This is a genomic window from Pseudosporangium ferrugineum (genome assembly GCF_003002065.1).
In the GTDB taxonomy this organism is placed as follows: Bacteria; Actinomycetota; Actinomycetes; order Mycobacteriales; family Micromonosporaceae; genus Actinoplanes; species Actinoplanes ferrugineus_A.
This window is the reverse complement of the sequence record NZ_PVZG01000004.1, coordinates 313,753-338,111: the sequence shown is the minus strand read 5'-3', so window position 1 is coordinate 338,111 and position 24,359 is coordinate 313,753. Positions and strand designations below refer to the sequence as shown.

At 73.1% G+C, this 24,359-nt stretch carries 22 protein-coding genes and 1 pseudogene; 8 read left to right on the top strand and 15 right to left on the bottom strand.

Features of this window, described 5'->3' with window-relative positions; translation table 11 throughout:
- Nucleotides 1-38: 38 nt before the first annotated feature.
- Complete coding sequence (locus CLV70_RS11195; protein ID WP_106126348.1) at nucleotides 39-1,631, bottom strand: methyl-accepting chemotaxis protein; 1,593 nt, start codon at nucleotides 1,629-1,631, stop codon at nucleotides 39-41.
- A gap of 19 nt (nucleotides 1,632-1,650) precedes the next feature.
- Entirely contained in the window at nucleotides 1,651-2,739 is a 1,089-nt protein-coding gene (gene chvE, locus CLV70_RS11190) for a multiple monosaccharide ABC transporter substrate-binding protein (protein WP_245908162.1), read from the bottom strand.
- 214 nt (nucleotides 2,740-2,953) lie between these two features.
- Here chvE and CLV70_RS11185 point away from each other — a divergent pair, with 214 nt between their 5' ends.
- The 4 genes from CLV70_RS11185 (at nucleotide 2,954) to CLV70_RS11170 (ending at nucleotide 6,531) form a co-directional block, all read left to right on the top strand.
- On the top strand, nucleotides 2,954-3,934 hold the full coding sequence (locus tag CLV70_RS11185) for a hypothetical protein (RefSeq protein ID WP_106126347.1): 981 nt from the start codon (nucleotides 2,954-2,956) through the stop codon (nucleotides 3,932-3,934).
- A gap of 208 nt (nucleotides 3,935-4,142) precedes the next feature.
- Nucleotides 4,143-4,448 (top strand): 2TM domain-containing protein, encoded by a 306-nt coding sequence (locus CLV70_RS11180; RefSeq protein WP_106126526.1) that lies wholly within the window; start codon nucleotides 4,143-4,145, stop codon nucleotides 4,446-4,448.
- Between the two features lie 108 nt (nucleotides 4,449-4,556).
- A complete protein-coding gene (locus CLV70_RS11175) occupies nucleotides 4,557-5,174 on the top strand; it encodes an AMIN-like domain-containing (lipo)protein (protein WP_146164026.1) in 618 nt (205 codons plus the stop codon).
- Between the two features lie 214 nt (nucleotides 5,175-5,388).
- On the top strand, nucleotides 5,389-6,531 hold the full coding sequence (locus tag CLV70_RS11170; RefSeq protein WP_211303730.1) for an endo-1,4-beta-xylanase: 1,143 nt from the start codon (nucleotides 5,389-5,391) through the stop codon (nucleotides 6,529-6,531).
- A 184-nt stretch (nucleotides 6,532-6,715) separates the two neighbouring features.
- On the opposite strand, the gene CLV70_RS11165 is transcribed toward CLV70_RS11170, so the two are convergent.
- The gene (locus CLV70_RS11165; RefSeq protein WP_106126344.1) at nucleotides 6,716-7,861 is read right to left on the bottom strand and encodes a hypothetical protein; all 1,146 of its coding nucleotides are present in this window, start codon (nucleotides 7,859-7,861) and stop codon (nucleotides 6,716-6,718) included.
- A gap of 158 nt (nucleotides 7,862-8,019) precedes the next feature.
- Here CLV70_RS11165 and CLV70_RS11160 point away from each other — a divergent pair, with 158 nt between their 5' ends.
- Both CLV70_RS11160 and CLV70_RS11155 read left to right on the top strand, forming a co-directional pair.
- Nucleotides 8,020-8,694, top strand: a complete 675-nt coding sequence (locus CLV70_RS11160) for a response regulator transcription factor (protein ID WP_106126343.1) — start codon at nucleotides 8,020-8,022, stop codon at nucleotides 8,692-8,694.
- The gene (locus CLV70_RS11155) at nucleotides 8,691-10,103 is read left to right on the top strand and encodes a sensor histidine kinase (RefSeq protein WP_106126342.1); all 1,413 of its coding nucleotides are present in this window, start codon (nucleotides 8,691-8,693) and stop codon (nucleotides 10,101-10,103) included. The genes CLV70_RS11160 and CLV70_RS11155 overlap by 4 nt, the downstream gene beginning before the upstream one ends.
- Before the next feature lie 42 nt (nucleotides 10,104-10,145).
- Here CLV70_RS11155 and CLV70_RS40990 read toward each other — a convergent pair.
- From CLV70_RS40990 to CLV70_RS11125, 6 genes and pseudogenes are all read right to left on the bottom strand, one after another.
- Nucleotides 10,146-10,763 (bottom strand): annotated as a pseudogene (locus CLV70_RS40990) (carbon-nitrogen hydrolase family protein); the annotation flags it as partial.
- Between the two features lie 62 nt (nucleotides 10,764-10,825).
- Nucleotides 10,826-11,521 (bottom strand): flavin reductase family protein, encoded by a 696-nt coding sequence (locus tag CLV70_RS11145; RefSeq protein WP_211303729.1) that lies wholly within the window; start codon nucleotides 11,519-11,521, stop codon nucleotides 10,826-10,828.
- Nucleotides 11,518-12,339, bottom strand: a complete 822-nt coding sequence (locus CLV70_RS11140; RefSeq protein ID WP_106126340.1) for a formylglycine-generating enzyme family protein — start codon at nucleotides 12,337-12,339, stop codon at nucleotides 11,518-11,520. Before CLV70_RS11140 ends, CLV70_RS11145 begins: the two co-directional genes overlap by 4 nt.
- The gene (locus tag CLV70_RS11135) at nucleotides 12,336-14,132 is read right to left on the bottom strand and encodes a WD40 repeat domain-containing protein (protein ID WP_106126339.1); all 1,797 of its coding nucleotides are present in this window, start codon (nucleotides 14,130-14,132) and stop codon (nucleotides 12,336-12,338) included. The genes CLV70_RS11140 and CLV70_RS11135 overlap by 4 nt, the downstream gene beginning before the upstream one ends.
- The gene (locus CLV70_RS11130) at nucleotides 14,123-16,012 is read right to left on the bottom strand and encodes a WD40 repeat domain-containing protein (protein WP_106126338.1); all 1,890 of its coding nucleotides are present in this window, start codon (nucleotides 16,010-16,012) and stop codon (nucleotides 14,123-14,125) included. The genes CLV70_RS11135 and CLV70_RS11130 overlap by 10 nt, the downstream gene beginning before the upstream one ends.
- Nucleotides 16,009-16,467, bottom strand: a complete 459-nt coding sequence (locus CLV70_RS11125) for a PepSY domain-containing protein (protein ID WP_106126337.1) — start codon at nucleotides 16,465-16,467, stop codon at nucleotides 16,009-16,011. Before CLV70_RS11125 ends, CLV70_RS11130 begins: the two co-directional genes overlap by 4 nt.
- A 197-nt stretch (nucleotides 16,468-16,664) precedes the next feature.
- On the opposite strand from CLV70_RS11125, the gene CLV70_RS39655 reads away from it, so the two are divergent.
- Nucleotides 16,665-17,129: a hypothetical protein gene (locus CLV70_RS39655; protein ID WP_158277750.1), complete on the top strand. Its 465-nt coding sequence runs from the start codon at nucleotides 16,665-16,667 to the stop codon at nucleotides 17,127-17,129.
- A gap of 111 nt (nucleotides 17,130-17,240) precedes the next feature.
- Here the strand turns inward: CLV70_RS39655 and CLV70_RS11115 are convergent, their stop codons facing one another.
- The 3 genes from CLV70_RS11115 to CLV70_RS11105 all read right to left on the bottom strand — a co-directional run bounded on the left by CLV70_RS11115 (nucleotide 17,241) and on the right by CLV70_RS11105 (nucleotide 20,203).
- Nucleotides 17,241-18,203, bottom strand: a complete 963-nt coding sequence (locus tag CLV70_RS11115; RefSeq protein ID WP_158277749.1) for an acyltransferase family protein — start codon at nucleotides 18,201-18,203, stop codon at nucleotides 17,241-17,243.
- 81 nt (nucleotides 18,204-18,284) lie between these two features.
- On the bottom strand, nucleotides 18,285-19,124 hold the full coding sequence (locus CLV70_RS11110) for a helix-turn-helix transcriptional regulator (RefSeq protein WP_106126335.1): 840 nt from the start codon (nucleotides 19,122-19,124) through the stop codon (nucleotides 18,285-18,287).
- 62 nt (nucleotides 19,125-19,186) lie between these two features.
- Nucleotides 19,187-20,203 (bottom strand): zinc-dependent alcohol dehydrogenase, encoded by a 1,017-nt coding sequence (locus CLV70_RS11105; protein WP_106126334.1) that lies wholly within the window; start codon nucleotides 20,201-20,203, stop codon nucleotides 19,187-19,189.
- Between the two features lie 75 nt (nucleotides 20,204-20,278).
- Here CLV70_RS11105 and CLV70_RS11100 point away from each other — a divergent pair, with 75 nt between their 5' ends.
- On the top strand, nucleotides 20,279-20,851 hold the full coding sequence (locus tag CLV70_RS11100; RefSeq protein ID WP_106126333.1) for a TetR/AcrR family transcriptional regulator: 573 nt from the start codon (nucleotides 20,279-20,281) through the stop codon (nucleotides 20,849-20,851).
- Here CLV70_RS11100 and CLV70_RS11095 read toward each other — a convergent pair.
- The 3 genes from CLV70_RS11095 to CLV70_RS11085 form a co-directional block, all read right to left on the bottom strand.
- Entirely contained in the window at nucleotides 20,829-22,247 is a 1,419-nt protein-coding gene (locus tag CLV70_RS11095; protein WP_106126332.1) for a S28 family serine protease, read from the bottom strand. The genes CLV70_RS11100 and CLV70_RS11095 overlap by 23 nt on opposite strands.
- A 49-nt stretch (nucleotides 22,248-22,296) precedes the next feature.
- Nucleotides 22,297-23,025 carry a hypothetical protein gene (locus CLV70_RS11090; RefSeq protein WP_106126331.1) on the bottom strand — a complete coding sequence of 243 codons (729 nt, stop codon included), beginning with the start codon at nucleotides 23,023-23,025 and terminating at the stop codon, nucleotides 22,297-22,299.
- Nucleotides 23,026-23,099: 74 nt separating this feature from the next.
- Nucleotides 23,100-24,344: a cation:proton antiporter gene (locus tag CLV70_RS11085; protein WP_106126330.1), complete on the bottom strand. Its 1,245-nt coding sequence runs from the start codon at nucleotides 24,342-24,344 to the stop codon at nucleotides 23,100-23,102.
- Between the last annotated feature and the right edge of the window lie 15 nt (nucleotides 24,345-24,359).

Below are 24,359 nucleotides of genomic sequence, written 5' to 3'. Positions count from 1 at the left end.
CGGCATCCGTCAGAAGACGGTAAGGATTGACCCGGTGCTCAGAACCGGAAGTGGCTGACCAGCGACTGCAGGTTGTGGGCCATGGTGCTGAGCTCGGTGACCGCCTGCCGGGACTGCGCGATGCCCTCCGTGCTGACCTGGGTGGCGGTCGCGACCCCGGTGATGTTCTTCGCGATGTCGCCCGCGCCGCCGGCGGCCATGGCCACGCTGCGGCTGATCTCCTCGGTGGTGGCCGTCTGCTGCTCGACCGCGCTGGCGATCATGGTCTGGTAGTCGTTGATCCGGGCGATCACCGCCGTGATCTCGCCGATCGCGCTCACCGCACCCGCCGTGTCGCCCTGGATGGCCTGCACCCGGCGGGAGATGTCGTCGGTGGCCTTCGCCGTCTCCTGGGCGAGGTCCTTCACCTCGCCGGCGACCACGGCGAAGCCCTTGCCCATCTCGCCGGCCCGGGCGGCCTCGATGGTGGCGTTCAGGGCCAGCAGGTTGGTCTGCTCGGCGATGCTGGTGATGACCTTGATGATCGTGGCGATCTCGCTCGACGACTCGCCCAGCTTGCCGACCTGCGTCGTGGTGGCCTCGGCCACGCCGACCGCCTGCGCTGCCACCCGGGCCGCCTCGGTGGCGTTGTGGGCGATGTCGCGGATCGACGCTCCCATCTCGTGGGTGCCCTTGGCGACGGAGTTCACGTTGTCCGAGACGCTGCCCGCGGCGAGGGAGGCGCCGTGCGCCTGGTCGGCGGCCTGCTCGGCGGAGGTGGACATCGTGCGCGACGTCGAGGCCATCTCCTCCGCCGCCGCGGCGACCGATTCCGCCGAGACCGCGACCGAGGAGAGGACGCGGCGCATGTTGGCCTGCGCGTCGTCGAGGGCACGGGCCATCTGGCCGACCTCGTCGCGGCCGCTGACCGCCGCCTCGACCGTCAGGTCTCCGCCGGCCATCGCCTGGAGCGCGCCGCGGACCCTGAGCAGGGGGCGGGTGATGGAGACGACGACGAGGCGCGCCAGGAGGCACACGACGACGGCGGCCACGATGACGGCGAGCCAGAGCACCAGCTCGGCCCGGTCCCGGCTGGCGTCGGCCGCTGCCTCGGTGCGGGCCACGGTGTCGGAGAACAGCTTCCGCTCGTTGCTGAGGACGGCGCTGATCAGATAGTTGTCGACCCCGATCTGCTCCCAGGACAGGCGGGCGCCCTCGGGGTCGGCGGCGGCCCCGTCGACGAACCGCTTGAGCGTCGCGGTGTAGTCGGTCGTCACGCTCTTGATCCGTTCCACCGCCGCCTTGAGCCCGGAAGGCAGCTCGATCTTCTCCAGCTGGCCCATCAGGCCGTTCGTGACGTCGATGCGGCCCTGCAGCACGGCCGCCTGCTGCTTCGGGTCGTCCCGGACGACCGCCTGGAGGCCGTTGGCCTTGAGGTCGCTCGCCTCCCGGTCGAGCTGCAGGACCAGGGTGCTCGCCGTGGTGATGGTGCGTAGCTGCCGCGCGGCGTCCGCCGCCGTCGCGTTGTTCCACACGGTCACGGCCAGGCTGGTCGCCAGCGCGATCAGGCTCGCCGCGACGAGCGTGGTCAGTTTGACCCGGACCGGTAGATCCAGGAAGCGTTGCAGAGGGGCCGCTGTGCGCTTGCTCATCGTCTCACCCGACTCTGCGCTATTTGGACGACAGCTGATCGGCGGTGTAATACCCGCCGTCGACCAGCACCCGCCGGTAGTTGGACTTGTCCACGTTCACCGGCTGCAGCAGGAACGCCGGAACGACCTTGACGCCGTTGTCGTACTGGGTGGTGTCGTTGACCTCGGGCTTGCCGCCGGTCAGCAGGGAATTCGTCATCTGCACGGCCACCTTGGCCAGTTCCCGGGTGTCCTTGTAGACCGTCTGGCTCTGCTCACCCGCGGCGATCAGCTTCACCGAATCGATCTCGGCGTCCTGACCGGTGATGACCGGCAACTTCCGCGCGCTGCCGTAGCCGGCAGCCTTCAGAGCCTCCAGAACACCCCGGGAAATGCCATCGTACGGCGACAGCACCGCGTCCAGCCGTTCGCCCGCGAGCGGCCCGGCGAGCAGGCGCTCCATGCGCTTCTTCGCCACCGCCCCGTCCCAGCGCTGGGTGGCCACCTTCGCGAAGCTGGTCTCGCCGCTGACCACCCGGAGCCGGCCGGAGTCCAGGTACGGCCGGAGCACGCTCATCGCGCCGTTGAAGAAGAAGGTGGCGTTGTTGTCGTCGGCGGACCCGGCGAACAGCTCGACGGTGTCGGTGCCGCCGCCCTCGGCCAGGTCCAACGCCTCGACGATGTGGGCGGCCTGCATGACGCCGACCCGGAAGTTGTCGAAGGTCGCGTAGTAGCCGAGGTCGCCCGTGTCGCGGATGAGCCGGTCGTACGCGATGACCGGGATCTTCGCAGCGGCGGCCTCGGCGAGCACGTCCTTGAGCGCGCCGCCGTCGATGCTGCCGATCACCAGCGCCCGGTCGCGCTTGGCGATCATGGCCCTGAGCTGGCTGATCTGCCCCTTGACGTCGTCCTCGCCGTACACCAGTTCGGTGCGGTAGCCGAGCAGTTCGAACTGCCGCACCATGCTCTCCCCGTCGGCGACCCAGCGCGGCGACGTGGTGGTCGGCAACGCGATGCCGATCGTGCCGCGGTCCGCCTCGACGACCTCCGCCTCGGGCACCCCGCTGCAGGCGCCGGCCGTGCCCAGCACCAGGACGGCCGTCACGGAACACAGCAATGCCTTGATCACCGGCACGCATCCTCCCAACCCGCGTCGTCGCTACGTCGTTGTCGTGGCGGGGTCCGCAACCATCATCGGCGCGGGGAAGCGCGGTTTTAGCGTCAAGCTCCAGACTTGATCAAGTCAAGAATAAGCGGCATCGGCCGCCGAACGGCCCTTCCGATCCCCGGCAGCCCGGTGCCAGGCTGGCCGCATCAGGTAACGACTCGCAAGGGGGATTGCGATGCGGACCAAGACTTTCGTACGCCTGCTGCCTGCGGCACTCGCCGCGCTGCTCACCCCTGTCGTCACGCCCGTCGCGGCGCAGGCCGTGCCCGCCTGGCGGGTGATCGACCTCGGCGCGGGGGAGGGCAGCGTCGCGTACGCCGTGAACGACCTCGGTCACGTGGCCGTCGGGAGCAGCGGCGTAGGCTTCCTGTGGCGTGACGGCCGGATCACCGAGCTCGGCAACCTGGGCGCCAACCACACTCAGGTGCAGGACGTGAACAACCGCGACGAGGTGGTCGGCTGGAGCTTCCGCGACGACTTCTCCATGCACGCGTTCCTGTGGCGGCGGGGCACCATGACCGACCTCGGTGTGCTGCCCGGCGGGACGCACAGTTACGCGTACGGAATCAATGATCGTGGTGATGTGGTCGGGGCCAGCGAGACCGCCGACGGTCGGCACGCCGTGGTGTGGCACGACGGCGTGATGACGGACCTCGGCGGCGACGACATCGGAGACTACGGGGCGGCCAACGACATCAACCACGCGGGAGTGATCGCCGGGGACTGGGGCGATGGCAACTACGGCTCGTTGGCGGCGCGCTGGCGGGGTGACGAACGGCAGGTGCTGACCACCGAGTCCGCGACCGCGACGGCGATCAACGACCGTGGACACATCGTGGGGTCGTTCGCCGAGGACTGGAGCTACGAGTACGGCTTCCTCTGGCGCAACGGCACGGTGACCCGGATCGAGCCGTCCGGCGGCGCGACGACCCTGATCGTGGCCGACCTCAACAACCGTGACCAGGTGGCCGGCACGGCCTTCACCGGCTACACCGACACCAACGCCGTCGTCTGGCAGGCGGGGCGGACGACCGTGCTGCCCAAGTTCGGCGGCGCCGCCGAGGCGAGGGCGATCAACAACCGGGGCCAGGTGGCCGGGTACAGCACCACCACACCGACCGGCACGGACACTCGTGCCGTCCTCTGGACCAGGTAGCCGCGGACGATCCCGGGTGTGGCGGGTCCGCGAGGTCTCATGCCTGCATTGTGGACCGGCGACGGTCCGAGGTCCCGGGGTCCCCGGACTCCCGGCTCTGTCCGCGAGGCAGAGGCATCGGCGAGCATCGGCATAGGGGATGCGACCGCCTCCGCTCGCACGGCCGGCGCGGGGGCGCGAGCTCGCCACCTTCCGGAAGGAGGACACGATGACCACCGCCTTCCGTCCTGCCGGGATCACCCCGGAGGACGACGCCGCCGAGCTGCGTCAGCTCGCGGTGACCCGCTTGCGCAAGAAGCGTGATCTGCAGGCGCATCTGCTGGCCTACGTGCTGGTGAATCTGTTCCTCATCATCATCTGGCTGGTCACGATGCCGGGCGGCTTCTTCTGGCCGATCTTCCCGTTGCTCGGCTGGGGGATCGGGGCCGCGTTCCACGTCTGGGACGTCTACGCCCCCGAGGATCCGCCGGAGGATCGCATCCGGCGCGAGATGGACCGTCTCAGCCGCGGCTGAGCGGGCTGCCGGGCCCGCGCACACGGTCCGGGCGCCTCTGGCGTGGCCCGGTCGGGGACGCGCACGCTGAGCTGGGGGAGGTCTCCTCCCGCAGCGAAGGGCACTGCCATGAGAAGGATCAGTGGAAGGGCGGTGGCCGTTCTCGCCGCGGCGGCCATCCTGCTGAGCGGGTGCGGCGGCGGCTCGGCGCCGCCGTCCACGCCCACGGCGGCACCGACCGGCACCGCGGCGCCGGACAGCCGGCCGTCCGCGCCGGCGACCACCCGGCCGACCGCCGGAGTGTCCAGTCCCGCCCCGGCGGCCTCCTGGACGTCCGGACCGGTCACCGTCGAGCACCACCCGGCCGTACCCCCGGTGCCGCTGCTCGCCGGTGTCCGGTACGCGGCGCACCCGGGCTTCGACCGGATCGTCCTCGACATCAGGGGAGGGCTGCCGGGCTACTCGGTGCGCTACGTGTCCGAGGTGCGCGCGGACCCGTCCGACCGTCCGGTACGCGTACCCGGGCGGCGCTTCCTGCTCGTGGTCCTCAACCCGGCGCAGGCACACCGTGACGACGGCACCGCCACCGTCTCCGGCACCCACGCCACCGGGCTGCCGATGATGAAGGGCTACGCCGTCGCCGGTGACTTCGAGGGCTACGTGTCCGTCGCGATCGGACTCGACGACGTCGTCGGCTACCGCGTGGGCGAACTGCCGGGCCGCGTCTACCTCGATGTCGCGGCCTGAAAGTTCCGATGATTCACCGGTTGTTGTGGAGGCTGTCTGACTCGTCGGATCCGCGAGATTTCCCTGATGGGGATCGGCGGCGGTGCAGGTTTACCCGGCTGAAACATTGACGGAGGCTGTTGCCGCGGCCTAGCGTACGCATGTCTTCAGCCGGGCTCCCGCCGAAAGTTTCGGCAGCGGCGTGAGGCGTCCGACGCTCTCGAAGGAGTGACCCTTGAGAAGGACATACCGTGTCGCCGTGGCCGTCCTCGCCACGTCGACGCTGATCGGCCCAGGCATCCAGCCGGCGCAGGCCGGCCCGAAGGCGGGCGGCGCGGCCATCGTGGAGCACCACCCCGGCAACCGGAACCTGCCGCTGCGCTGGGCGGCCCCGCGCGACCTGCGCATCGGCACCGCGGCGGCGGGCGGCGGTCACCACCTCGAGCAGGACTACCCGGACCCGTTCACCTACGACCAGCCGTACCGGCAGGTGCTGGCGCGCGAATTCAACTCGGTCTCCCCGGAGAACCAGATGAAGTGGGAGTTCATCCACCCCGAGCGCGGCACCTACAACTTCGGCCCGGCCGACGCGATCGTGAAGTTCGCCCGGCAGCACGGCCAGGTCGTCCGCGGCCACACGCTGCTGTGGCACAGCCAGAACCCGGCCTGGCTGTCCGAGGGCACCTTCAGCAAGGCCGAGCTGCGCGCCATCCTCAAGGACCACATCACCACGGTGGTCGGCCACTACCGCGGCAAGATCCAGCAATGGGACGTCGCCAACGAGATCCTCAACGAGAACGGCGAATACCGCCAGGAGAACATCTTCATCCGCGAACTCGGCCCGGGCATCGTCGCCGACGCCTTCCGCTGGGCGCACCGCGCCGACCCCGGGGCCCGGCTGTTCCTCAACGACTACGGGGTGGACTGGCCCGGCACCAAGGTGGACGCGTACGAGACCCTGGCCCGGCAACTGCTGGCCGACCGCGTACCGCTGCACGGCTTCGCCTCCCAGGCCCACCTGAGCATGCGCTACGGCGCGCCCGACCAGCTCGGCGCCGTACTCCAGCGCTTCGACGACCTGGGTCTGTCCACCGCGATCACCGAACTCGACGTGCGCATGGACCTGCCCGCGAGCGGCGTCCCGACCGCCGAGCAACTGCGCACCCAGGCCGACTACTACAAGACGGTCCTGAACGCCTGCCTCGCCGTGGACGGCTGCAACTCGTTCACGATCTGGGGCTTCACCGACAAGTACTCGTGGGTGCCGGTGTTCTTCCCGTCGGAGGGCGCCGCGACCGTGATGGGCGACAACTTCGAACGCAAGCCCGCCTACTACGCGCTCCGCGACACGCTGGCCGCGGCCCGCTGCCGCCACTGACAGCTCCGGGGACATAGGCGGCGGCACTCCGGTGCCGCCGCCTTTCACCGCACCGGCTCACCGTCCGCCCCGATCACGTCGCGAACCACGGCCTTGGACCAGGCCTTGTCGCCGTGCCTCCGGAGGTCGATGGTGACGAGGCGCTCGGCCATGGACCACCGCAGGCACGGCGGCTGGACGGGTTCTACGGGTGGACGGGGTGGGTGCTGATCAGGCCGTCGCGGTGGGCGGTCAGGAGCCGGGGGTGGCCGGCGGGCGTGTGGAGCAGACAGATCGCCTGCGGGTGGGCGGGCAGGTCCGGCAGCGAGCCGTGATGGCCCGCCGTCGCGTAGTCGTGGCGGGTGACGCTCGCGCCCGGTTCGCAGGTGTAGACCGTGCCGCCGGTGACCACGGCGGTGCGGGCCGCCCGGCGGGCGGGTGCCGACCAGCGGGCCACCACGCCGTGGCCGACGGCGATCTCCTTGAGGCCTCCCTCGCCGGCCACGTAGACGCGGGTGCCCTGGGCCCACGCGGTCCACGGGCGGTCACCCAGGTCGGTCGTCCAGTGGGGTGAGCCGTCGGGGCGGGTGACGGACAGGTCGCCGCGGGGGCCTGCCACCAGCCGGTCGCCGTCGGGCAGGTAGGCCACCGCGTGGGCCGGGGTGGTACCGCACAGGTCCAGAAGGCTGCCGGTGTCCGCGGCGAGTTCGCGGGCGCCGGTGCCGGTCGCGACGAGCAGGCGGGTGGCGGTGGGGTCGGCGGCGACGGTGTGCGCGGTGGCGGGCAGCACCACCTGCCAGAGGAGCCTGCCATCGCGGTCGAGGCGGAAGGCGCGGCCGTCGGTGGTGGTGCCGGCGACGCCGCCGGGCAGGGCGACGATGCGACGGGTCGGCCCGAGGCCGGTGACGTAGTCGTCCTCGACGACCGGGCGGGCGGTGCCGGTCAGGCGGACCACGGCCACTCCGGCGTCGGTGGCCAGGTAGGCGATGGCCGGGTCGTCGGGTGCGGCGGCGGCATCACGGAGAGTACGCAACGGCAGGCGTACCGTCGGCGTGGGGGATCGCCGGGCGCGATGCCGGAGCTGCTGGCCGGCAGGGAGCAGGCCGCTGTCGTCGATGATCGAGGTGACCTTGCCGGTGGCGGCGTCCACCGATGCCGTGCACAGCCAGTCACCGCGGATGAACTGTACGAGGTAGCCGCGGGTGCCGTACGCGTACGTGGTGCGGACGCCGGCGACCCGGCCGCCGCCGGCCTCGCGGAGGGCGCTGTCGATCGCGCGGGCGATGTCCGGGGCGGTCGTCCCGGGGGAGTGGGGGCGGGTGGTGCCGGATGGTGTCGAGGTCTCGGGCATGTCCGGAGCCACGGGCGGGGAGCCTCCGGCGATCAGCGTCTCGGCGTACCCTTGCCGGTTCCTGGCCGAATCCTGTCCATCCGGCGGGCGCCGGACCGGGCCGCGGGTCATCCGTTCGCGTGCGGGGCTCGTACTGTCCTGCGACGGAGGTGCGTGACATGCAGGTGTTGCTGGTCGAGGACGACGACTCGATCGCCGAGCCGCTGGCCGACGGGCTGGCTCGGTACGGGATCGGGGTGAAGCGGGTGGCCACCGGGGCCGCCGCGCTGGCCGCGCCGCGGGCCGACATGATTCTGCTGGACCTGGGCCTGCCGGACATCGACGGCATCGAGGTGTGCCGGCGGATCCGGCGGACCGACGACGTGCCGATGATCATGCTGACCGCGCGCGGGGACGAGGCCGACCGGGTCCTCGGGCTGGAACTGGGCGCCGACGACTACATGGCCAAGCCGTTCAGCGTGCGGGAGCTCGTCGCGCGCATGCACGCGGTCACCCGGCGGACGCGTTCCGGGCCGGCCGCCACGGCCGCGCCGGCGGATCAGCAGGTGCTCGGGCCGCTGGTGATCGACCACCGGACCCGGGAGGTCCGGATGCGGGACGTGCCGGTCGCGCTGGCGCCGAAGGAGTACGACCTGCTCGTGCACCTGGCCGCCGACCCGGGTGCGGTGGTGGGACGCCGAGCCATCCTGGAGGCGGTCTGGGAGCCGAACTTCTTCGGCCGGGGCAAGACGCTCGACTTCCACGTGGCCGGCCTGCGCCGCAAGCTCGGCGACCCGGCGTGGATCGAGACCCGGCGCGGCGTCGGCTTCCGGCTCGTCGTGCAGCCGGCATGACCCGGCGGCTGCTGCTCACGTACGCGACCTTCGCGCTGCTGATCCTGGTGTCGCTGGAGGTGCCGCTCGGCTACGTGTACCACCGCAACGAGGAACAGCACGCGTTCGCGCAGCTGGAGCACGACGCCGAGGTGCTGGCGGCGTTCGTGGACACGGCGCTGAGCCGCCGCGAGTCCGCCCAGGTGGACCTGCTCGCGCACGAGTCCGCCGAGCGCCTCGGCGGTGACGTGGACGTCGTCGACCACCGGGGCGTGCTGCTGTCCAGCACTCATCCGGGAAAGCACGCCCACGGCGACCTGGCAACGGCGCCGGACATCCGTACGGTGCTCAGCGGCCAGGGCCGGATCAGCACCCGGACGGCCGAGTCCGGCGGCGTGGACATCATGTCGGTGGCGGTGCCGATCCATCCCGGCGTCGCCTCGCTGGGCGCGGTCCGGGTGAGCGTGCCGTTGCACCCGGTGGAGACGCGGATCCACCGGTTCTGGGCGATCCTGGCGGCGGTGGGCATCGCCGTCCTGCTCGCCGCGGCCCTGGTGGCGTTCTGGCTGGCCCGGTGGATCAGCAAGCCGGTCCGGGCGCTGGAGGAGGCCACCCGGAGCCTGCCGGACGGGCCGCTCCCGTCGGCGGCGGTCGCGGCCGGGCCGCCGGAGCTGCGCCGGCTCGCGGAGACGTTCTCGGCGACGGCGAACCGGATCCAGACCCTGATCCGGACCCAGCGGGCGTTCATCGGGCACGCCTCGCACCAGCTCAAGACCCCGCTGGCGGCGCTGCGGCTGCGCCTGGAGAACCTGGAGGACGACATCGGTCCGGCCGGGGAGCGCAACCTGCGGGCGGCGCTGACCGAGGCGGACCGGCTCGCTCAGATGGTGGAGACGCTGCTGGCGATGGCCCGGTACGAGCAGAGCGATCTGCCGCTCGAGGAGGCGGACCTGCCGGCGGCGGTGGCCGACCGGGTGTTCCTGTGGTCGTCGCTGGCCACCGAACACGAGGTGCGCCTGGCCGCGGACGGACCGGACGGCGTGCGGGTGCGCGCGATGCCCGGCGCCGTCGACCAGATCCTGGACAACCTGCTGTCGAACGCGCTGCGGGTGGCGCCGGCCGGCAGCGCCGTACGGATCGCCTGGTCGGTGCGGGACGCCACGGCCGAGCTGCACGTCGTGGACGAGGGCCCCGGGCTGAGCCCGGAGCACCGGCTCCGGGCCCTCGACCCGTTCTGGCGGGCGCCCGGCGCCGCGAAGGGCGGCACCGGGCTGGGCCTGTCACTGGTGCACAAGCTGGCCGGGGCGGGCGGCGGGGACGTCGAGCTGCGCGCCGCCGAGGGTGGCGGCGTCGACGCGGTCGTCACCTTCCCCGCCGGGGCCGCCGACCTCGGCGAGCATGCGGAGAAACCCGCGTACGCGAGCCAGTGACGCCGGGTCGAGGTCGGCGACGAGCAGCCGTTCCCGGGTACGCCCGGCGGACGCGATCCGGGCCCCATCCGGTGCCCACACCGACCCCGCCCCGGCGCACGGCCGGTGCGCGGGGCCGCCGACCGGGTTGGCGAACGCGGTGAACACGGTGTTCTCCAGCGCCCGGGCGGCCAGGTAGACGGCGGCCCGGTGCTCGGTGCCGGCCGCGAATGCCCCGGCCACCAGGTACGCGTGGGCACCGCCGACCGCCGAGGCCCGCGCGTGCTCGGGGAACGACAGGTCGTAGCAGATCCCGAGGCCGAGCCGCCAGCCGTCGACCGTCACCGCGCCCGGGGCGGTGCCCGGGGTGAAGTGCCGCCGCTCGTCGTGCCACAGGTGCCGCTTCTCGTACGCCACCCGTATCCCGGCGGCGTCGGCGACCAGCAGCGCGTTGGCCAGGCTCCCGTCCGGGCGGGCGACCGGGGCGCCGACGACCACGGTCACCTCCCGGCCGGCCTCGCGGATCGGGTCGAGCCGCGGATCGTCCGGGGTCACCGCGGCCGCCGCGACCGCGTCCAGGTCGTACCCCGACAGGTGCAGCTCGGGGAGCAGGACCAGGCGGGCGCCCCGCCGGGCGGCGCGGAGGGCTCCGGCCGCCGCCCGGCGGGAGTTCGTGGGCACGTCGCCCGGTTCGGCGCGCGACTGCGCGACGGCCAGCCGCAGCGGCGCGGGCGGCGGGGCGCTCACCCGGTCACCGCCGCGGTGCCGGGCCGGGCGCCGTCGCGCTCGACCCGGACCTGCCGGGCGCCCTCGGCGACGGGGACGTCGGCGACCAGCCGGCCACGGGCGTCGCCCGGCCCGGCGTCGGCGCCGTCCACCCGCCACGGCCCCTCGCCCGGCCCGGTGGCGACCACCCGGACCCGGCCGGAGTCCAGGCGGCGGGTCGCGGCGACCACCGCTGTCCGGCCGACCGGCTCGCCGAGGCGGTGCATGCCGCCGTGCTTGACCAGCGGGCGGGGCGCCGGCGTGGACCGGTGCTCGGCCAGCACCTCGGCCACGTACATGGTGTGCACCGGCAGCGGCACGATCTGGCGCAGGCGGCACTCGACGGCCAGCACCCCGCCGGCCACCCAGGGCGTGTGCCGGCCCGGCCGCAACGTGAGCGCGTCGCTGGTCGCCTTGTCGACCTCGGTCACCGAGCAGCTGCCGGCGAAGTCGGCCAGCTCGGCCTGGTCCTCGGCGCAGAAGGTGATCGCGAACGCGCCGGCGTCCTCGATCAGCGGCCGGCTGGCGGTCCGCGGCCCGAGCACCACGGCCACGAGGAGCGGGTCCTTGTTGACGACGTACGACCACTCGCACGCCATCACGTTGACGCCGCGCGGACCGGGCACGGCGACCAGGCCCACGGTGCAGGTGAACAGCTTCCACGCCGGGGTCACCGCGGCTCCTCCGACGTCGCCACCCGGAACCCGATCGGGTACTCCGGTCCCGGGTACGCGCCGTGCCGCCGCCGGGTGCGGGCCAGGTCGCCGTGCCGGGCGAAGCTGCCGCCGCGGGCGATCCGGTAGTCGCCGATGAGCTGCACGAGGTCGTCGTGCACGAGCTCACCTCCCGGGTACGGCCGGTAGTCGTCGGCGGTGAACTCCTCGACGTTGCCGGCCAGGTCCATGGCGCCGCACCAGGACTGCCCGTCCGGGAACGCGCCGACGGGGCTGGTGGTGTGCAGCCCGGTCTCGCGGGTGTTGGCCCGGTCCGGGTCGAACTCGTCGCCCCACGGGAACTCCCGGCCGTCGGGCCCGGCGGCGGCCCACTCCCACTCGGCCTCGGACGGCAGCCGCCACGGATGGCCGGTGTTCCCGGTGAGCCAGGCGACGTACGCGTCCGCGTCGCCGGGTCCCACGCCCGCGACCGGATGGTTCGCCCGGTCCCACGGGTACGCGCCCAGATACCAGGTGCTGGGCCGGCCGTCGTGCCCGGACTCCTCAAGGAACCGCTGGTACTCGGCGTTGGTGACGGGGTACCGGCCGAGCCAGAAGGCGGCGATCGCCACCGGGTGGGCGGGCGCCTCCTTGGCGATCCAGTCGCGTTCGACGCCGACGTGCGCCCAGCGGGCGGTGACGTCGTCGACCCGGTCCGCTGGCAGCCCGATGGTGGCGGTGCCGCCGGGCACCCGTACCACCGCCGGGGTCTTGCCGATGCGAGGGTCGCCGAGCAGGCCGACGACCCCGAACACCGCGATCCGCCGCCGGGCCGTCATGCCGGCACCGCCGTGCGGGCGCCGGCCAGCAGGTCCCGTACGGCCAGATCGTGGGTGACCACCGGACCATCCGGTGTGGACGCGACGACGAGGATGCGCCCGTCCCACCCGGCGACCGCGACCCGGTTGCCGTCGATCGCCGCCGCGCACGACACGCCCTGCCGGAACTCGGCGAGCAGCCGGCCGGAGCGCAGGGTGGCGCCCGGGTCGTCCCAGTCGACGGTCCAGGCGTACAGACCGAAGTCGTACGAGCCGGCCAGGACGGTCGGCGCCGCCGGGTCGCCGAGCAGGGCGACGCACTTCACCGACTCGTCCGGGCCGAGCAGCGTCAGCCGGGCACCGCCGCCGGCCCGGCCGACCTTGACCGTGTGGTCCCGCGAGGCGCTGGCGATCACCGTGCCGCCCAGGCAGGCGACGGCGTTGACCAGGTTCCCGTGCTCCCACAGGGTGCGCCGGTCGCCGAGACCGCCGATCGCGACCCGGCGGTCCGTCGAGGCGGAGACGAACCCGCCGGGCGTCGCCGCCAGCGACTTCACCGAGCCGTCGTGCGGGGTGCCGCGGCCGGTCACGGTCAGGCCCAGGTCGAGCGCGATCAGGTCCCCGCCGTACGTGCCCGCGATCAGGCCCTCGCCGGTGAGCGCGAGCGACGGCACCGGCGATCCGAGGCGGGCACTCCCCACCGGCGGCCAGGACAGCACCTCGCCGCAGTAGGTTCCCGCGTACACGACGTCGTCGCCGGCCGCGAGCGACAGGATCGGGCTGTCACCCAGCCGCACGGCCCGGGCCTCGGCCGGCTCGTCGAGGTCGACGGTCAGCAGCACGCCGGAGTCGCACCCGATCGTCAGGCGCGAGCCGGCCGCCGCCATCGCGTTCGGGCCGTGGGTGCGGACGTCCGGTGTGGACAGCGTCGCCCCGGAGGCGAGGTCGTAGACGTACGGCGTACCCCCGAAACCGCCCACCGCTAAGCGGCCGCGCGCCGCGCTCACCGACCGGGGCCAGACACGCTGATCGCGGATCGTCCGCAGCCGGATCCCGGCGGTGTCGAAGACGTGCAGCGCGCCGTCGTAGCCACCGGCGATGAACCGGGTGTCGTCGTCCGACCAGGCCACCGTGCGCGCCGCCGCGCCGCACGCGCGCACGCTGAGCAGCACGTCCAGGTCCGGGCCGAGCAGGTCGACCAGGCCGTCGTCGCGGGCCACCGCCAGCGTCGTGCCCGAGTGCGACCAGGCGCAGCCCTCCACCGAGACGTCGTAGCGGCGGGTGACCGGCGCCCGCGGCGAATCCGGGTCGGTGACCGCCACCAGGCCGTCCTCGCCGACCGTGGCGATCCGCCCGTCCGGGGCGGCCGACACCATCATGCAGTGCGCGGTGTGCCCGCCGATCTCGGCCAGCAGGGCCCCGGTGCCGGCGTGCCACAGGGTGGCACGGCCGTCCTCGGAGACGCAGGCCAGCCGCTCGCCGTCGGGCAGCCACGCCACCGCGTTCACGTCGTCGGTGTGCCGGGCCAGCACGGTCACCGGCCCGGTGCCCAGCCGCCAGATCCCGACGGTCTTGTCCGCCGACGCCGTGGCCAGCACGTCCGGGTCGGTGGGATGCCACGCGACGCCGTTGACCAGTCGCCGGTGCCGCAGCGTCTCCACCGGCACCGGGCCGGCCGGCGCGGTGGTGTCCCAGATCCGCACGGTGCCGTCGTACGAGCACGTGGCCAGCCGTTCACCGTCCGGGCGCCACGCGACGCCGGTGATCGGCGCCGCGTGCGCGCCCGGCTCGTCGTCGAGGTCGATCACCCGCATGGGACCTCCTTCGGTTCGGTAGGGGCGGGACGGCGCGGCAGCCACTGGTCGCGCACTTTCGCGAACGCGCCGCCGCCCCGGGGTTTGCCGATCTGGTAGGTGGACAGCAGCCCGCCCCGGCAGCCGATCAGCAGGAACGGCGTGCCGGTCGCGTCGCGCAGCACGGCGAGCGCCTTGGGGTAGTCCGGCAGGTCCTCCATCAGCCCGGCGAAGGTGCTGCTCTCGTACTCGTATGCGGCCACCTGCATCCCGTACGAGCTGGCATAGACCATGCCGTCGCAGACGACCGCGTTCTCCACGGTGTTGGACAGCAGCTTCGACCAGCGGCAGACGACGCCCTCGCCGATCACGATCTCCTTGAGCCCGCCGTCGCCGACCACGTACAGCCGGCCGTCCTGCACCCAGGCCCGCTTCGGGTACTCGCCCTGTGCCAGCCGCCACCGCTCGGTGCCGTCGCGGTCCAGCACCACCAGCACCCCATTGCGGGTGATCAGGGTGATCTCGCCGGTCGGCAGGTAGACGCCGGCCCAAACGGGCAGGCCGTCGACGCCGTACCGGCCGGTCTCGTGCCCGTCGGCGGCGCGGACCTCGACCGCGCCGGCGTTGGTCGCGACCAGGATCCGTTCCGCGTCCGGGCTGACCGCGACGGTGTGCGGCAGGGCCGGTAGCCCGGCGTGCCAGCGGAGCCGGCCGTCGGCGTCGAGGCGGAAGAGGCGGCGGTCGCGGGTGATCCCGGCGACCCCGCCGGGCAGAGCCGCGATCCGGCGGGTGAAGCCGAACCCGGTGGCGTGCTCGGCCAGCACGGTCAGGCGCGGCCCGGCGGCGTCCTCGCCGACCCGCGCCACCGCGACACCCGAGTCGGTGGCGAGGAAGACGGTCTCCGGGTCGCCGGCCGCCGCCTGGATGTCCCAGATCGCCTGGCGGCGGAAACCCATCGACCGCAGCGGTACGCCGTCCGCGTCGAGCCGGGTGACCTCGCCGTCCTGGCACAGCACGTACACCGTGCCGTCCGGCGCCACGGTGCAGTCGGACAGCTGGTGGGAGAACCCGGTGACGGTCCGCACGATCCGCAGCTCCGGCGTCGTGTTGTCGAAGATGTGCAGCTCGCCGTCGAAGCCGCCGGCGTACGCCCGCAGCTGGTCGGGGGAGAACGTCACGAACTCCACGTCGTCGCGGGCGAACAGCATCTCGCCGCGCTTCCCGCCGTCCGGCGAAACGACGACCACGCCGTTGGCGACGTCGGCGGTGGCGCCCTCGCCGAAGTCCTGGGTGGCCCAGAACCGGTCGTGGCGGGCGTCGTACCGGATCCTATGGATGTTGCCGTCGTCCAGCTTCACGGTGTGCGCGAACTCGCCGGTGGCGAACGAGCCGAAGCGCAGGTTGCCCTTCTTGTCGGAGACGGCGTGCAGCCGCGGATGCTCGGTGCACGCCCACTCCATCGGGCTGCCGCCGCAGATGTTCGGGCGTACCTCCAGGACCTCGAACGAGTGCAGGTCCACGACCAGCATCTGGCGGTGGTATCCGCTGGACACGTGCACCTTGCCGTCCCACACGGCGATGCCCCGGGAGCTGACCGGCGACGGCGACTCGCCGGACCGCAGGCCGTCCGGGTCACAGACGGTCACCGGGTCCAGCCGGCCGGCCGGTTCCAGCGTGTCCAGCCGCCAGCGCAGGATCGCGCCCATCCGGTCCTTGCCGATCACCCACCCGTCGGCGGCCGTCAGGCCGTAGACGGGACGGCCCTGCCGGATGTACGGCGAGGACCGGCGCAGCGTCAGGTCGTGCTCGTCGAGCGCGTGGATCCGCCCGTAGACGTCGGAGGCGAGCAGGCCGTGGCCCGGCACGTGCAGGATCCGGATGAGCCGGTCGGTGACGATCACTTGCTGCCCTCGACGCCCTCACGGTCCGGGCCGTCATCGTCGTCATCGTCATCGTCGTCATCGCGGTCATCGTCGTCATCGTCGTCGTCATCGCGGTCGTCGCCGGACTGGCCGTTGCCGGTGGCGCCGCCGGTCCGGCCGCTGTTGCCGCTGTTGCCTCCGTTGGCGATCGACACGACCTCGCCGGTCAGGGCGTCCACCGTCGCCGTCCGGGTCCGGTTCCCGCGGACGAAGCTGATGACGTACACCATGCGGCCGCCCGACTGCACCACCTGCATCCCGGACGCCCGGCCGCCGCCACCGGCCCGCAGCGCGGCGTCGACGGCCTGGGCCGACGTCACGATGGTCCCGGGCGCGCAGGTGGGGTCACCGTTGCCCGTGTCCGCCGCCATCGCCACCCCGGTACCGGCGAGAAGCACGCCCGCCGTCACCGTCGCCAGAACTGCCTTGCGCATACCGACCTCCCGAATCGTGGGTTGTGTGCCAGCCGGTACGGGGCGGCGGATCGGCGCGGACGGGTTGCTGGCAGAACCCTGGAACAAGCCGGTACCGCTCCTGGAACCCGTCCGCGCCGGCCAGAATGCGGCCAGGGCCGCGCCAGGGTTGGGCGTGGGACCCGTCCGCCGGGGCGGGCGGCGCCGTACCGATCCGCATGAACAGACTGATATTGGGCGGGGTGGCGACGGGCGGCTCCGGCATCCTGGCCGTCGCCGGTGCGCTGCTTCTGATCGACCCGTTCAGCGCGCGCGGCGCGGCGGATCCGGCCGGGCTCTCGGTGCCGCCCGGCCTCGTGGCTCCGGTGGGGCCGATCCCGTCGCATCCCGCCACGACGAGTCCGGCCACGACGGCTCCCACGGCGAAACCCTCAACCGCGAGACCCCCGGCCGCGAAGCCCTCGGCTGCGAAGTCCCCGGCGCCGTCGCGCAGTGCCCACGGGGTCGATGCCGCCGGCGCCGCGGCGATCGTCGGGGGCCGGTTCGCGGGCGCGAAGATCATCGAGACCGAGCGGGAGGAGGACGGCTGGGAGCTCACGTTCCTGTGGGGCGGCGTCGAGAACGAGGTTCACGTCGACCCGCGCACCGGCCGGCTCTTCGACCACGAGGTCGAGGACGACTGACAGAGATGATGTTGATGAGCACCTCCCGGCGGGGTCTGACCCGACGACTGACTGACGTCGGGTCCTTAACGGGATTTGTCGGCCCTGGTCGGGAGGTGCTCTTCGCACTCATCAGGTCTCTGGGACCCGCGCACCCGCGCCTACATGGAACGACGCACCAAAGAAGGCCTGTCCAAGAAGGAGATCGTCCGATGCCTTCGCCCAGCCGTACGGCCAGGGGCGGGCCGCGGCCGAACCGCGCCCCGAACGGTCGGTGCGGGCCGCCGCGGCGATCAGCACGACGAAGGCGGGCAGGGTGGCCGCCGCGTAGCGGTACGGGGCCGGCGTGAATCCGGCGAGCACGCACGCGCCCGCCGCCAGGGCAGCGGCGGCCGGCAGCGGCGGGTGGAAGCGCCAGGCACCGGTGGCCACCAGCCGGGCCAGGACGACGCCGGCCACGAACTCCGGCAGGCGGCCCGGCGGCGTCCAGTGGAAGAACCAGGTCGCCGCGCCGCGCCCGGCGAACGCGGTCAGCACCGCCGGACCGGCGGCGACCACCAGCGTGGCGGCGGCGCCGGAGAGCCACAGGCCGGTCGGGTTCAGCCGGCGCGTGGCCGCCATGAGGCACGGCAGCAGCGCGTAGAAGAGGGCCTCGCAGGACAGGGTCCAGCTCACCGTGTTGAGGCTCTGGACGTATTCGGGCCGCGGCACCCAGGCGTGGGTCAGGGTCAGGTTCGCGAGCAGGGCCGGCCGCGGCGGTGCGGCGCTGTGCTCGTACGGGATCAGCACCAGCAGGGTGACCACCGCGGTGACCAGGTGCAGCGGGTAGACCCGGGCGAAGCGGGCCCGGTGGAAGCCGGGACGCCGGCGGTAGGACCAGGCCAGCACGAAGCCCGACAGGACGAAGAAGAAGGACACGCCCGCGCTCCCGCCGCCCAACAGCACGCGGGCCGCGTCGCCGGTGCGGCCGTGCAGGATCCCGGCGACGTGCAGGTGGAACGCGAAGACGACGAAGGCGGCCGTCCATCGGAGGCCGGTCAGCGAGGGCAATCGGGCGGGGGCGGCCGTCGTCGTGGCGGGCGGGGAAGGAAGCACACGGCACTGTGCGGCCGGTCCGGTGATCCAGGGGGGATCTGACAGACCCTGGAAGGCGGGAACCCCGGCGGGACCCTTCCGTCAGGCGGTGGCGGCGGCCCTCAGCAGAGCGAGCTGTTCCTCCTGGCCGGGCCGTGGAGTCATCACGATCATCAGCGGGCCGGCCTCGCCGGGCAGCGGGTAGGCGTCCCACTCCAGCGCGATGTCACCGGCGACGGGATGGCGGATGACCTTGGTGCCGTGGATGCTCTCCCGGACGTCGTGCCGGGCCCACAGCCGCCGGAACTCCGCGCTGCGGATGCTCAGCTCGCCCACGACGGCGACGGCCCGCGGATGGGTGGGGTCGGTGGCCACCGCGGCCCGCAGGATGCCGATGAAGTCCAGGGCCATGGCCTCCCAGTCCGGGCAGCGCTGCCGGAACCCCTCGTCGCGGAACAGCGCCGCCAGCACGTTGCGCTGGTCGCGGGGGAGCCCGCGGGTGTCGCCCAGCAGGGCGGCGGCGAGATCGTTGAAGGCGAGCACGTCGAGGTGCCGGGTCACCACGAACGCGGGCAGGTCGATCGACTCCAGCAGCACGCCGGCGTTCCTCGGCACCAGTTCCGGGGTGCGGCTGAGCCGGCGCAGCGGCCTGCGGGTCAGCCCCGCCAGGCGTTGCACGTGCCGGCGCTCCACCGGGTCGAGGTCGAGCGCGTCGGCGATGGCGTCGATCACGGACTCCGACGGCCGTACGTTGCGGCCGTGCTCGAGCCGCTTGTAGTAGTCGGTGCTCAGCTCGGCCAGCGCGGCGACCTCCTCGCGCCGCAGCCCGCCGACCCGGCGCCGCGGGCCGGGTTCCAGGCCGAGATCCTGCGGCGTGGTCCGCTCACGCCGGGAGCGCAGGAACAGGCCGAGTTCCCGGGCCGCCGTCTGGTCGCTGCCCATCGGCGGATCATGCCGGACGGCCGCCCCGGGATCGTGGTTCTGCCGGATCCCGGCTGCGGCGGTCAGCGGGTGAAGACCGGCTTGGCCGGGGGCGGGTCCAGCAGGATCTCCGCCGCGTCGGCGTAGTCGTACGGGCCGGACAGCATCGGTGCGGGGTCGAGCGCGCCGTCGCCCATCAGCTTCAGGACATCGGGTACGTGCGGGCCGGCGTGCGGCGGCCCCGTGACGAGGGTGATGCCCCTGGAGTAGAGGTCGAAGTACGGCAGGCGCACCTCGGTGAAGTAGATGGACCGGATGACGCAGGTGCCGCCGGGGCGGGTGGACCGTACGGCGCAGCCGAAGCCCTTCGTCGTCGCGGACGCGTCCACGACCAGGTCGAACGTGCCGTCGAGCCGTTCGGGGTACGCGTCGGCGGCCACGACGGTCGCGCCCGCGGCGGCGGCCACGGCGCACCGCCGCGGGTCGACGTCGAGGTAGGTGACGCTCCCGGCCCCCAGCGCGGCGGCGCTCAGCACCACCAGCAGCCCGAGGCTGGGGGTGCCACCGACGACGAGCACCTCGGCCCCGGGCCGCTCGGTGAGGACCGGCCGTACGGCCTGGAACGCGTCGGTGAGGTTGTCGGCGGCCGAGGCGGCCAGGAACGGGTCCACGCCCGGTGGCAGCGGCGTGAGGTTGTACGCCGCCCACGGCACCCGTACCAGGTCGTCGAAGAGTCCGCCCCAGTGGCCGCCGGCGCTCGTGCCGTACGACGCGAGGGGTGGCACCGTGGCGCACGTACCCGGAAGGTCGCGCCGGCAGTTGTCGCACGTGCCGCAGCTGATGTGCCAGGGAACGACCACCCGCTGGCCGGTTCGGAGCCCGGAGCCGCCGGCGCCGAGCTCGACGATCTCGCCGACGGCCTCGTGGCCGAGGGCGAAGGGCGGCGCGAACGGCGCCGGCGACCGCACGATCCAGCGGTCGAGGTCGCAGGCCGCCGAGGCGATCGGCCGCACCAGGGCGTCGGTGTCCGCGGACAGGACGGGCGCCGGCCGGTCCTGCCACTGCAGGCTGCGGGGACCGGTGAGGACGAGGCTCTGCATGGCGCGCTCCCGACTCGAGGAGAGGAATCTCTCTAGAGAGAGAACTCTAGAAGCCGGGTTCGGTATCTTCAACCCATGCCCCGCCTCGTCCACGACACGTCGGCGATCCTCGACGCGGCGGTGCGGCTGCTCGTCGCCGGCAGCGCGGACGCCATCACCATCGCCGGCGTGATCCGGGAGGCCGGCGTCTCCAGCGGCTCCGTCTACCACCGCTTTCCCACCCGCGCGGCGCTGCTCGCCGCCGTCTGGAACCGCGCCGTGGAAGGCTTCCACGCCGAGCTGGAGGAGCACTTCGCCGGCGAACCGGTTGCCGCGGCCGCCGCTCTCGGCCGCCACACCGTCGCCTGGTGCCGCGCCCATCCGGCCGACGCCCGGGTGCTGCTGGCCGGCCTCGGCGCCTTCGAGCCCACCTCCTGGTCGCCGGAGAGCCGGGAGCGGCGCGAGGCCGGGCAGGCCCGCTGGGACCGGCACGTCCGCCGCCTGCTGGCCGGCCTCCGGGCGGAGACCGGCCGCGAGACGGCGGAGCTGCTCCTCGTCGTGATCGACGTGCCCTACGCCGCGGTGCGTCGCTACCTGAGCGCCGGCCGCGACATCCCCGCGAACCTCGGCGACATCGTCGAACGGCTCATCCGCGCACAGCTGGCATAGCTCCGCGCCGCGGCGGGAGCATGTCGTCGAACGGCAGGGAGGCGGACCGGCGGGCCTGCGGCGTGCCCTCGGCGGCCGGCAGCCCCGCCCAGCGGCGCAGGGTGGCGACGGCCTCGGCGTTGTCGGCCGGGGTCAGCCGGGAGATGTTCGCGCCGTGGTTGCTGCCCGGCGCCACGTACAGGCGGGAGTCGTGGCGGCTCGGGGCGAAGCGCTCGGCGCCCCACGGGTCGTTCTCGCCGTACACGAACATCATCCGGGTCGACCGGGTGCGCACCCAGGCGTGGACGTCGATCATCGGCCGCGGGTCGTGCGGCGAGCGCAGCTCCGGCGGGAGGGAGGAGTTGGCCGTGTAGAGGCCGGGGTAGTGGCGCAGGCCGCGCAGGTGCGCGAAGCGCAGGCTCGGCCAGCCGAGCTGGGTGGCGGCCTGGTAGTAGTAGGGCCAGTAGTACTCCAGCCCCTGATCGGTGTAGAACGACCAGCCCGCGACCGAGTCGATCCAGGCGTAGAGCTCCGCGTCGGAGGCGGTGGCGGCCGGCACCGACGGGCAGTCGGCGGCCGACGAGAACTGCCAGAAGGCCCACACCGTGTCGAGCACGGCCATCTCGAACGACCGGTCGGCGGTGCCGAGGGTCCGGGTGAACGTCCACCCGTTGGCGGCGGCGTCCGCGACCAGGAGGGGCACCAGCCGGTCGCGACGCTTCAGCGCCTCCTTCTGTACGCCGTTGAGTGCGCTCCGGCAATCGGCGTCACCCACGGTCCGGAAGAACTCGTCGTAGGCGCCGTCCACGTCGTTGAGGGTGTCGTCCGGGGCCACGTACGCGACCACGCCGTCGACGTCCTCCGGATAGAACCGGCGGTGGTACACCGAGGTCATCCCACCCTTGCTGGCACCGGTCTGGATCCACCGTCCGGTGTAGATGGTCCGGAGCGCCTGCACGATGCGGTGCTCGTCGGTGGCCTCCTGCCAGATGTCCAGGTCCGACCAGTCGGCGGACGCGGGTCTGGACGGGGTGAAGAACCGGTGCTCCACCGACACCTGGTTGCCGTCGAGCAGGTTCGTGGGCTCGGTGCGCGACGGCGAGGGCCGCGCCGCCAGCCCGTACCCGCCGGTGGCGAGCACGACCGGCGCGTCGGTGGCGCGGTGCAGCAGGGTGAGGCGCTGCTCGTAGGTGCCGGCCGCGGGGTCGCGGTGGTCGGCCGGCTGCCGGTAGGAGAGCACGAAGAACCGGTAGCCGGTCGGGGCGCTCTCCGACACGATCGTCATCCCGGGAAGGGCCCGGAGCCGGTCGGCCAGGTCGTCCCCGGCACCGGCCCCCGCGGGCGCGGCGAACCCGGCGACGGCCGGGCCGAGCAGGGCCAGAACGGACAGTAGTACGGTCACCACGCGACGTCGCATGGCCCGATGCTAATCGATGTTGAACGATCTGTGGCGCCCCGGCCGGAGCCTACTTGCCGGACAGCGCGCCCAGGTCGATGACCTGCGCCGGGGCCGGGGGCTCGATGGGCTTCGCCGGCGCGTTGAAGTCGCTGAACAGCACCTGCGAGGCGCCGTCCTTGCCGCCGATCCGCAGCGGGTACGGCTCCCCGGTGGTGGCGATGTAGAGCGTGGCCTGCTGGTCCTCGAGCGCGATCGCGGGCACGCCGCCGATCTGCTTCTCCGTACCCTTGGTCAGGGTGCCGGTGGGCTTGAGGAACTCCTCGGCCGAGCCGATGCTGAACAGCTCGGCGAACGACTGGTCCCCCTCGGCCGCGGTGACCCACCGGTCGCCGATCACCTTCGCCAGCAGCTTGGCCTTCGGAGCGTCCATCGCGGTCGCCCAGAACTGCTCGTTCGGCCGCATGTAGCGCTTCCCGTCCACGTCGAGCAGGTCGACCTTCGCCTTGCCCGAGGTCAGGGACGCGGTGAAGTTCTCGCCGTCGACGGTGAGGTCGATGCCGGTGGGCTGCCCGTCCAGGTCGATGTCGCCCTCGGCGTGGTAGGCCTTCGCGGCCTTGAGCGCGCCGGTCGCCCGCTGCAGGATCTCGTCCGCCGTCAGGGCCGCGACCCCGTTGCCGGTGGGTGCCGCGGGCCCGGCGGGCGGCGTCGTCCCGGCCTTGTCGTTCTGGCAGCCGGCGAGTGTCATCGCCGCGGCGACCAGCGTGATGGACGCGACCTTGGGGAGAATGCCTCGCACGAACGTTCCTGTCCTGTGGATGGTGCCGGCGATCGCCGGTTGAGCCAGGGGACTGTACCGTGCGGGGCGACGCCTCACCGACCCGTTTTCGAGGCGGTGGCGGGGGTCTCGTCCGCGGAACCCGGGGTGGGCGTCGGGTAGAGCAGCTGCAGCAGCGGTCCGGTCAGGGCCGTGGTGACCAGGGCCATGATGACCATCGACGAGTAGAGCCGGCCGTCCAGGACGCCGAGCTGGAGGCCGACGGTCAGGATGATCAGCTCGGTCAGGCCGCGGGTGTTCATCAGCACGGCCAGCGCGGCGGCCGGGCGGGCGCGCATGCCGTTGAGGCGGGCGCCGGCGAAGGCGCCGAGGAACTTGCCGCCGATGGCGACCGTCAGGATGAGGCCGAGGTCGACGACGTCCGCGCCGGTCATGCCGGACAGGTTCACCTTGAGACCGGCCACGATGAAGAAGATCGGCAGCAGCAGGATGCCGTTGAGGTGCGAGATCCTGGCGGAGACCGGGTCACCGGCGGCGCGGGGCATGATCGCGCCGAAGAGGAACGCGCCGAAGATGAAGTGCAGTCCGATCCACTCGGTGAAGGCCGCCGAGAGGAGCAGGCCCACCAGCGTGATCACCAGCGGCACCGGCTGCCGCGAGCGCAGGACGCGGGGGCACGACAGGAGCCGGTGCAGGCCGGCCCGGACGGCGGTCACCATGATCGTCACGTACGGGACGAAGAGAAGCAGCAGCCACTGCGACCCGGCGCCCTCGCCGCCGATCGCGACCACGACGGCGAGCAGGGTCCAGGCCAGGACGTCGTCGATCGAGGCGCAGGCCAGGGCGACGTTGCCGAGCCACGTGCGGCTCATGCCCCGGTCGGTGAGGATGCGGGCCAGCACGGGGAAGGCGGTCACCGACATGGCGGCGCCCATGAAGAGCATGAACGCCGTCCGGTTCCCGGTCGGATGGTCGTCGAACAGGTGCAGGGCCAGCACGCTGCCCAGCGCGAACGGCAGGGCGATCGAGCCGGACGCGACGGTGCCGGTCACGAGCTTGCGGCCGCGTAGCAGCATCGCGTCCAGCTCGGCGCCGACGGTGAACATGAACAGGGCCACGCCGATGTTGGCAAGGGCACCGAGGAACGGGCGGATGTCGGTGGGGAAGACGGCGTCCGAGATCGCGCCGTGCAGCAGGGTAGGTCCGAGCAGGACGCCGAGGGCGACCTCGCCGATGACCGGCGGCTGACCGAGGCGGCGGGCCACCGCGCCGGCGGCGTAGGAGAGCAGGACGATGACGGCGAGGGCGACGAGCAGTGTCGTGGTCTGGCCGGTGGTCACGGCGGGCTCCGGTGG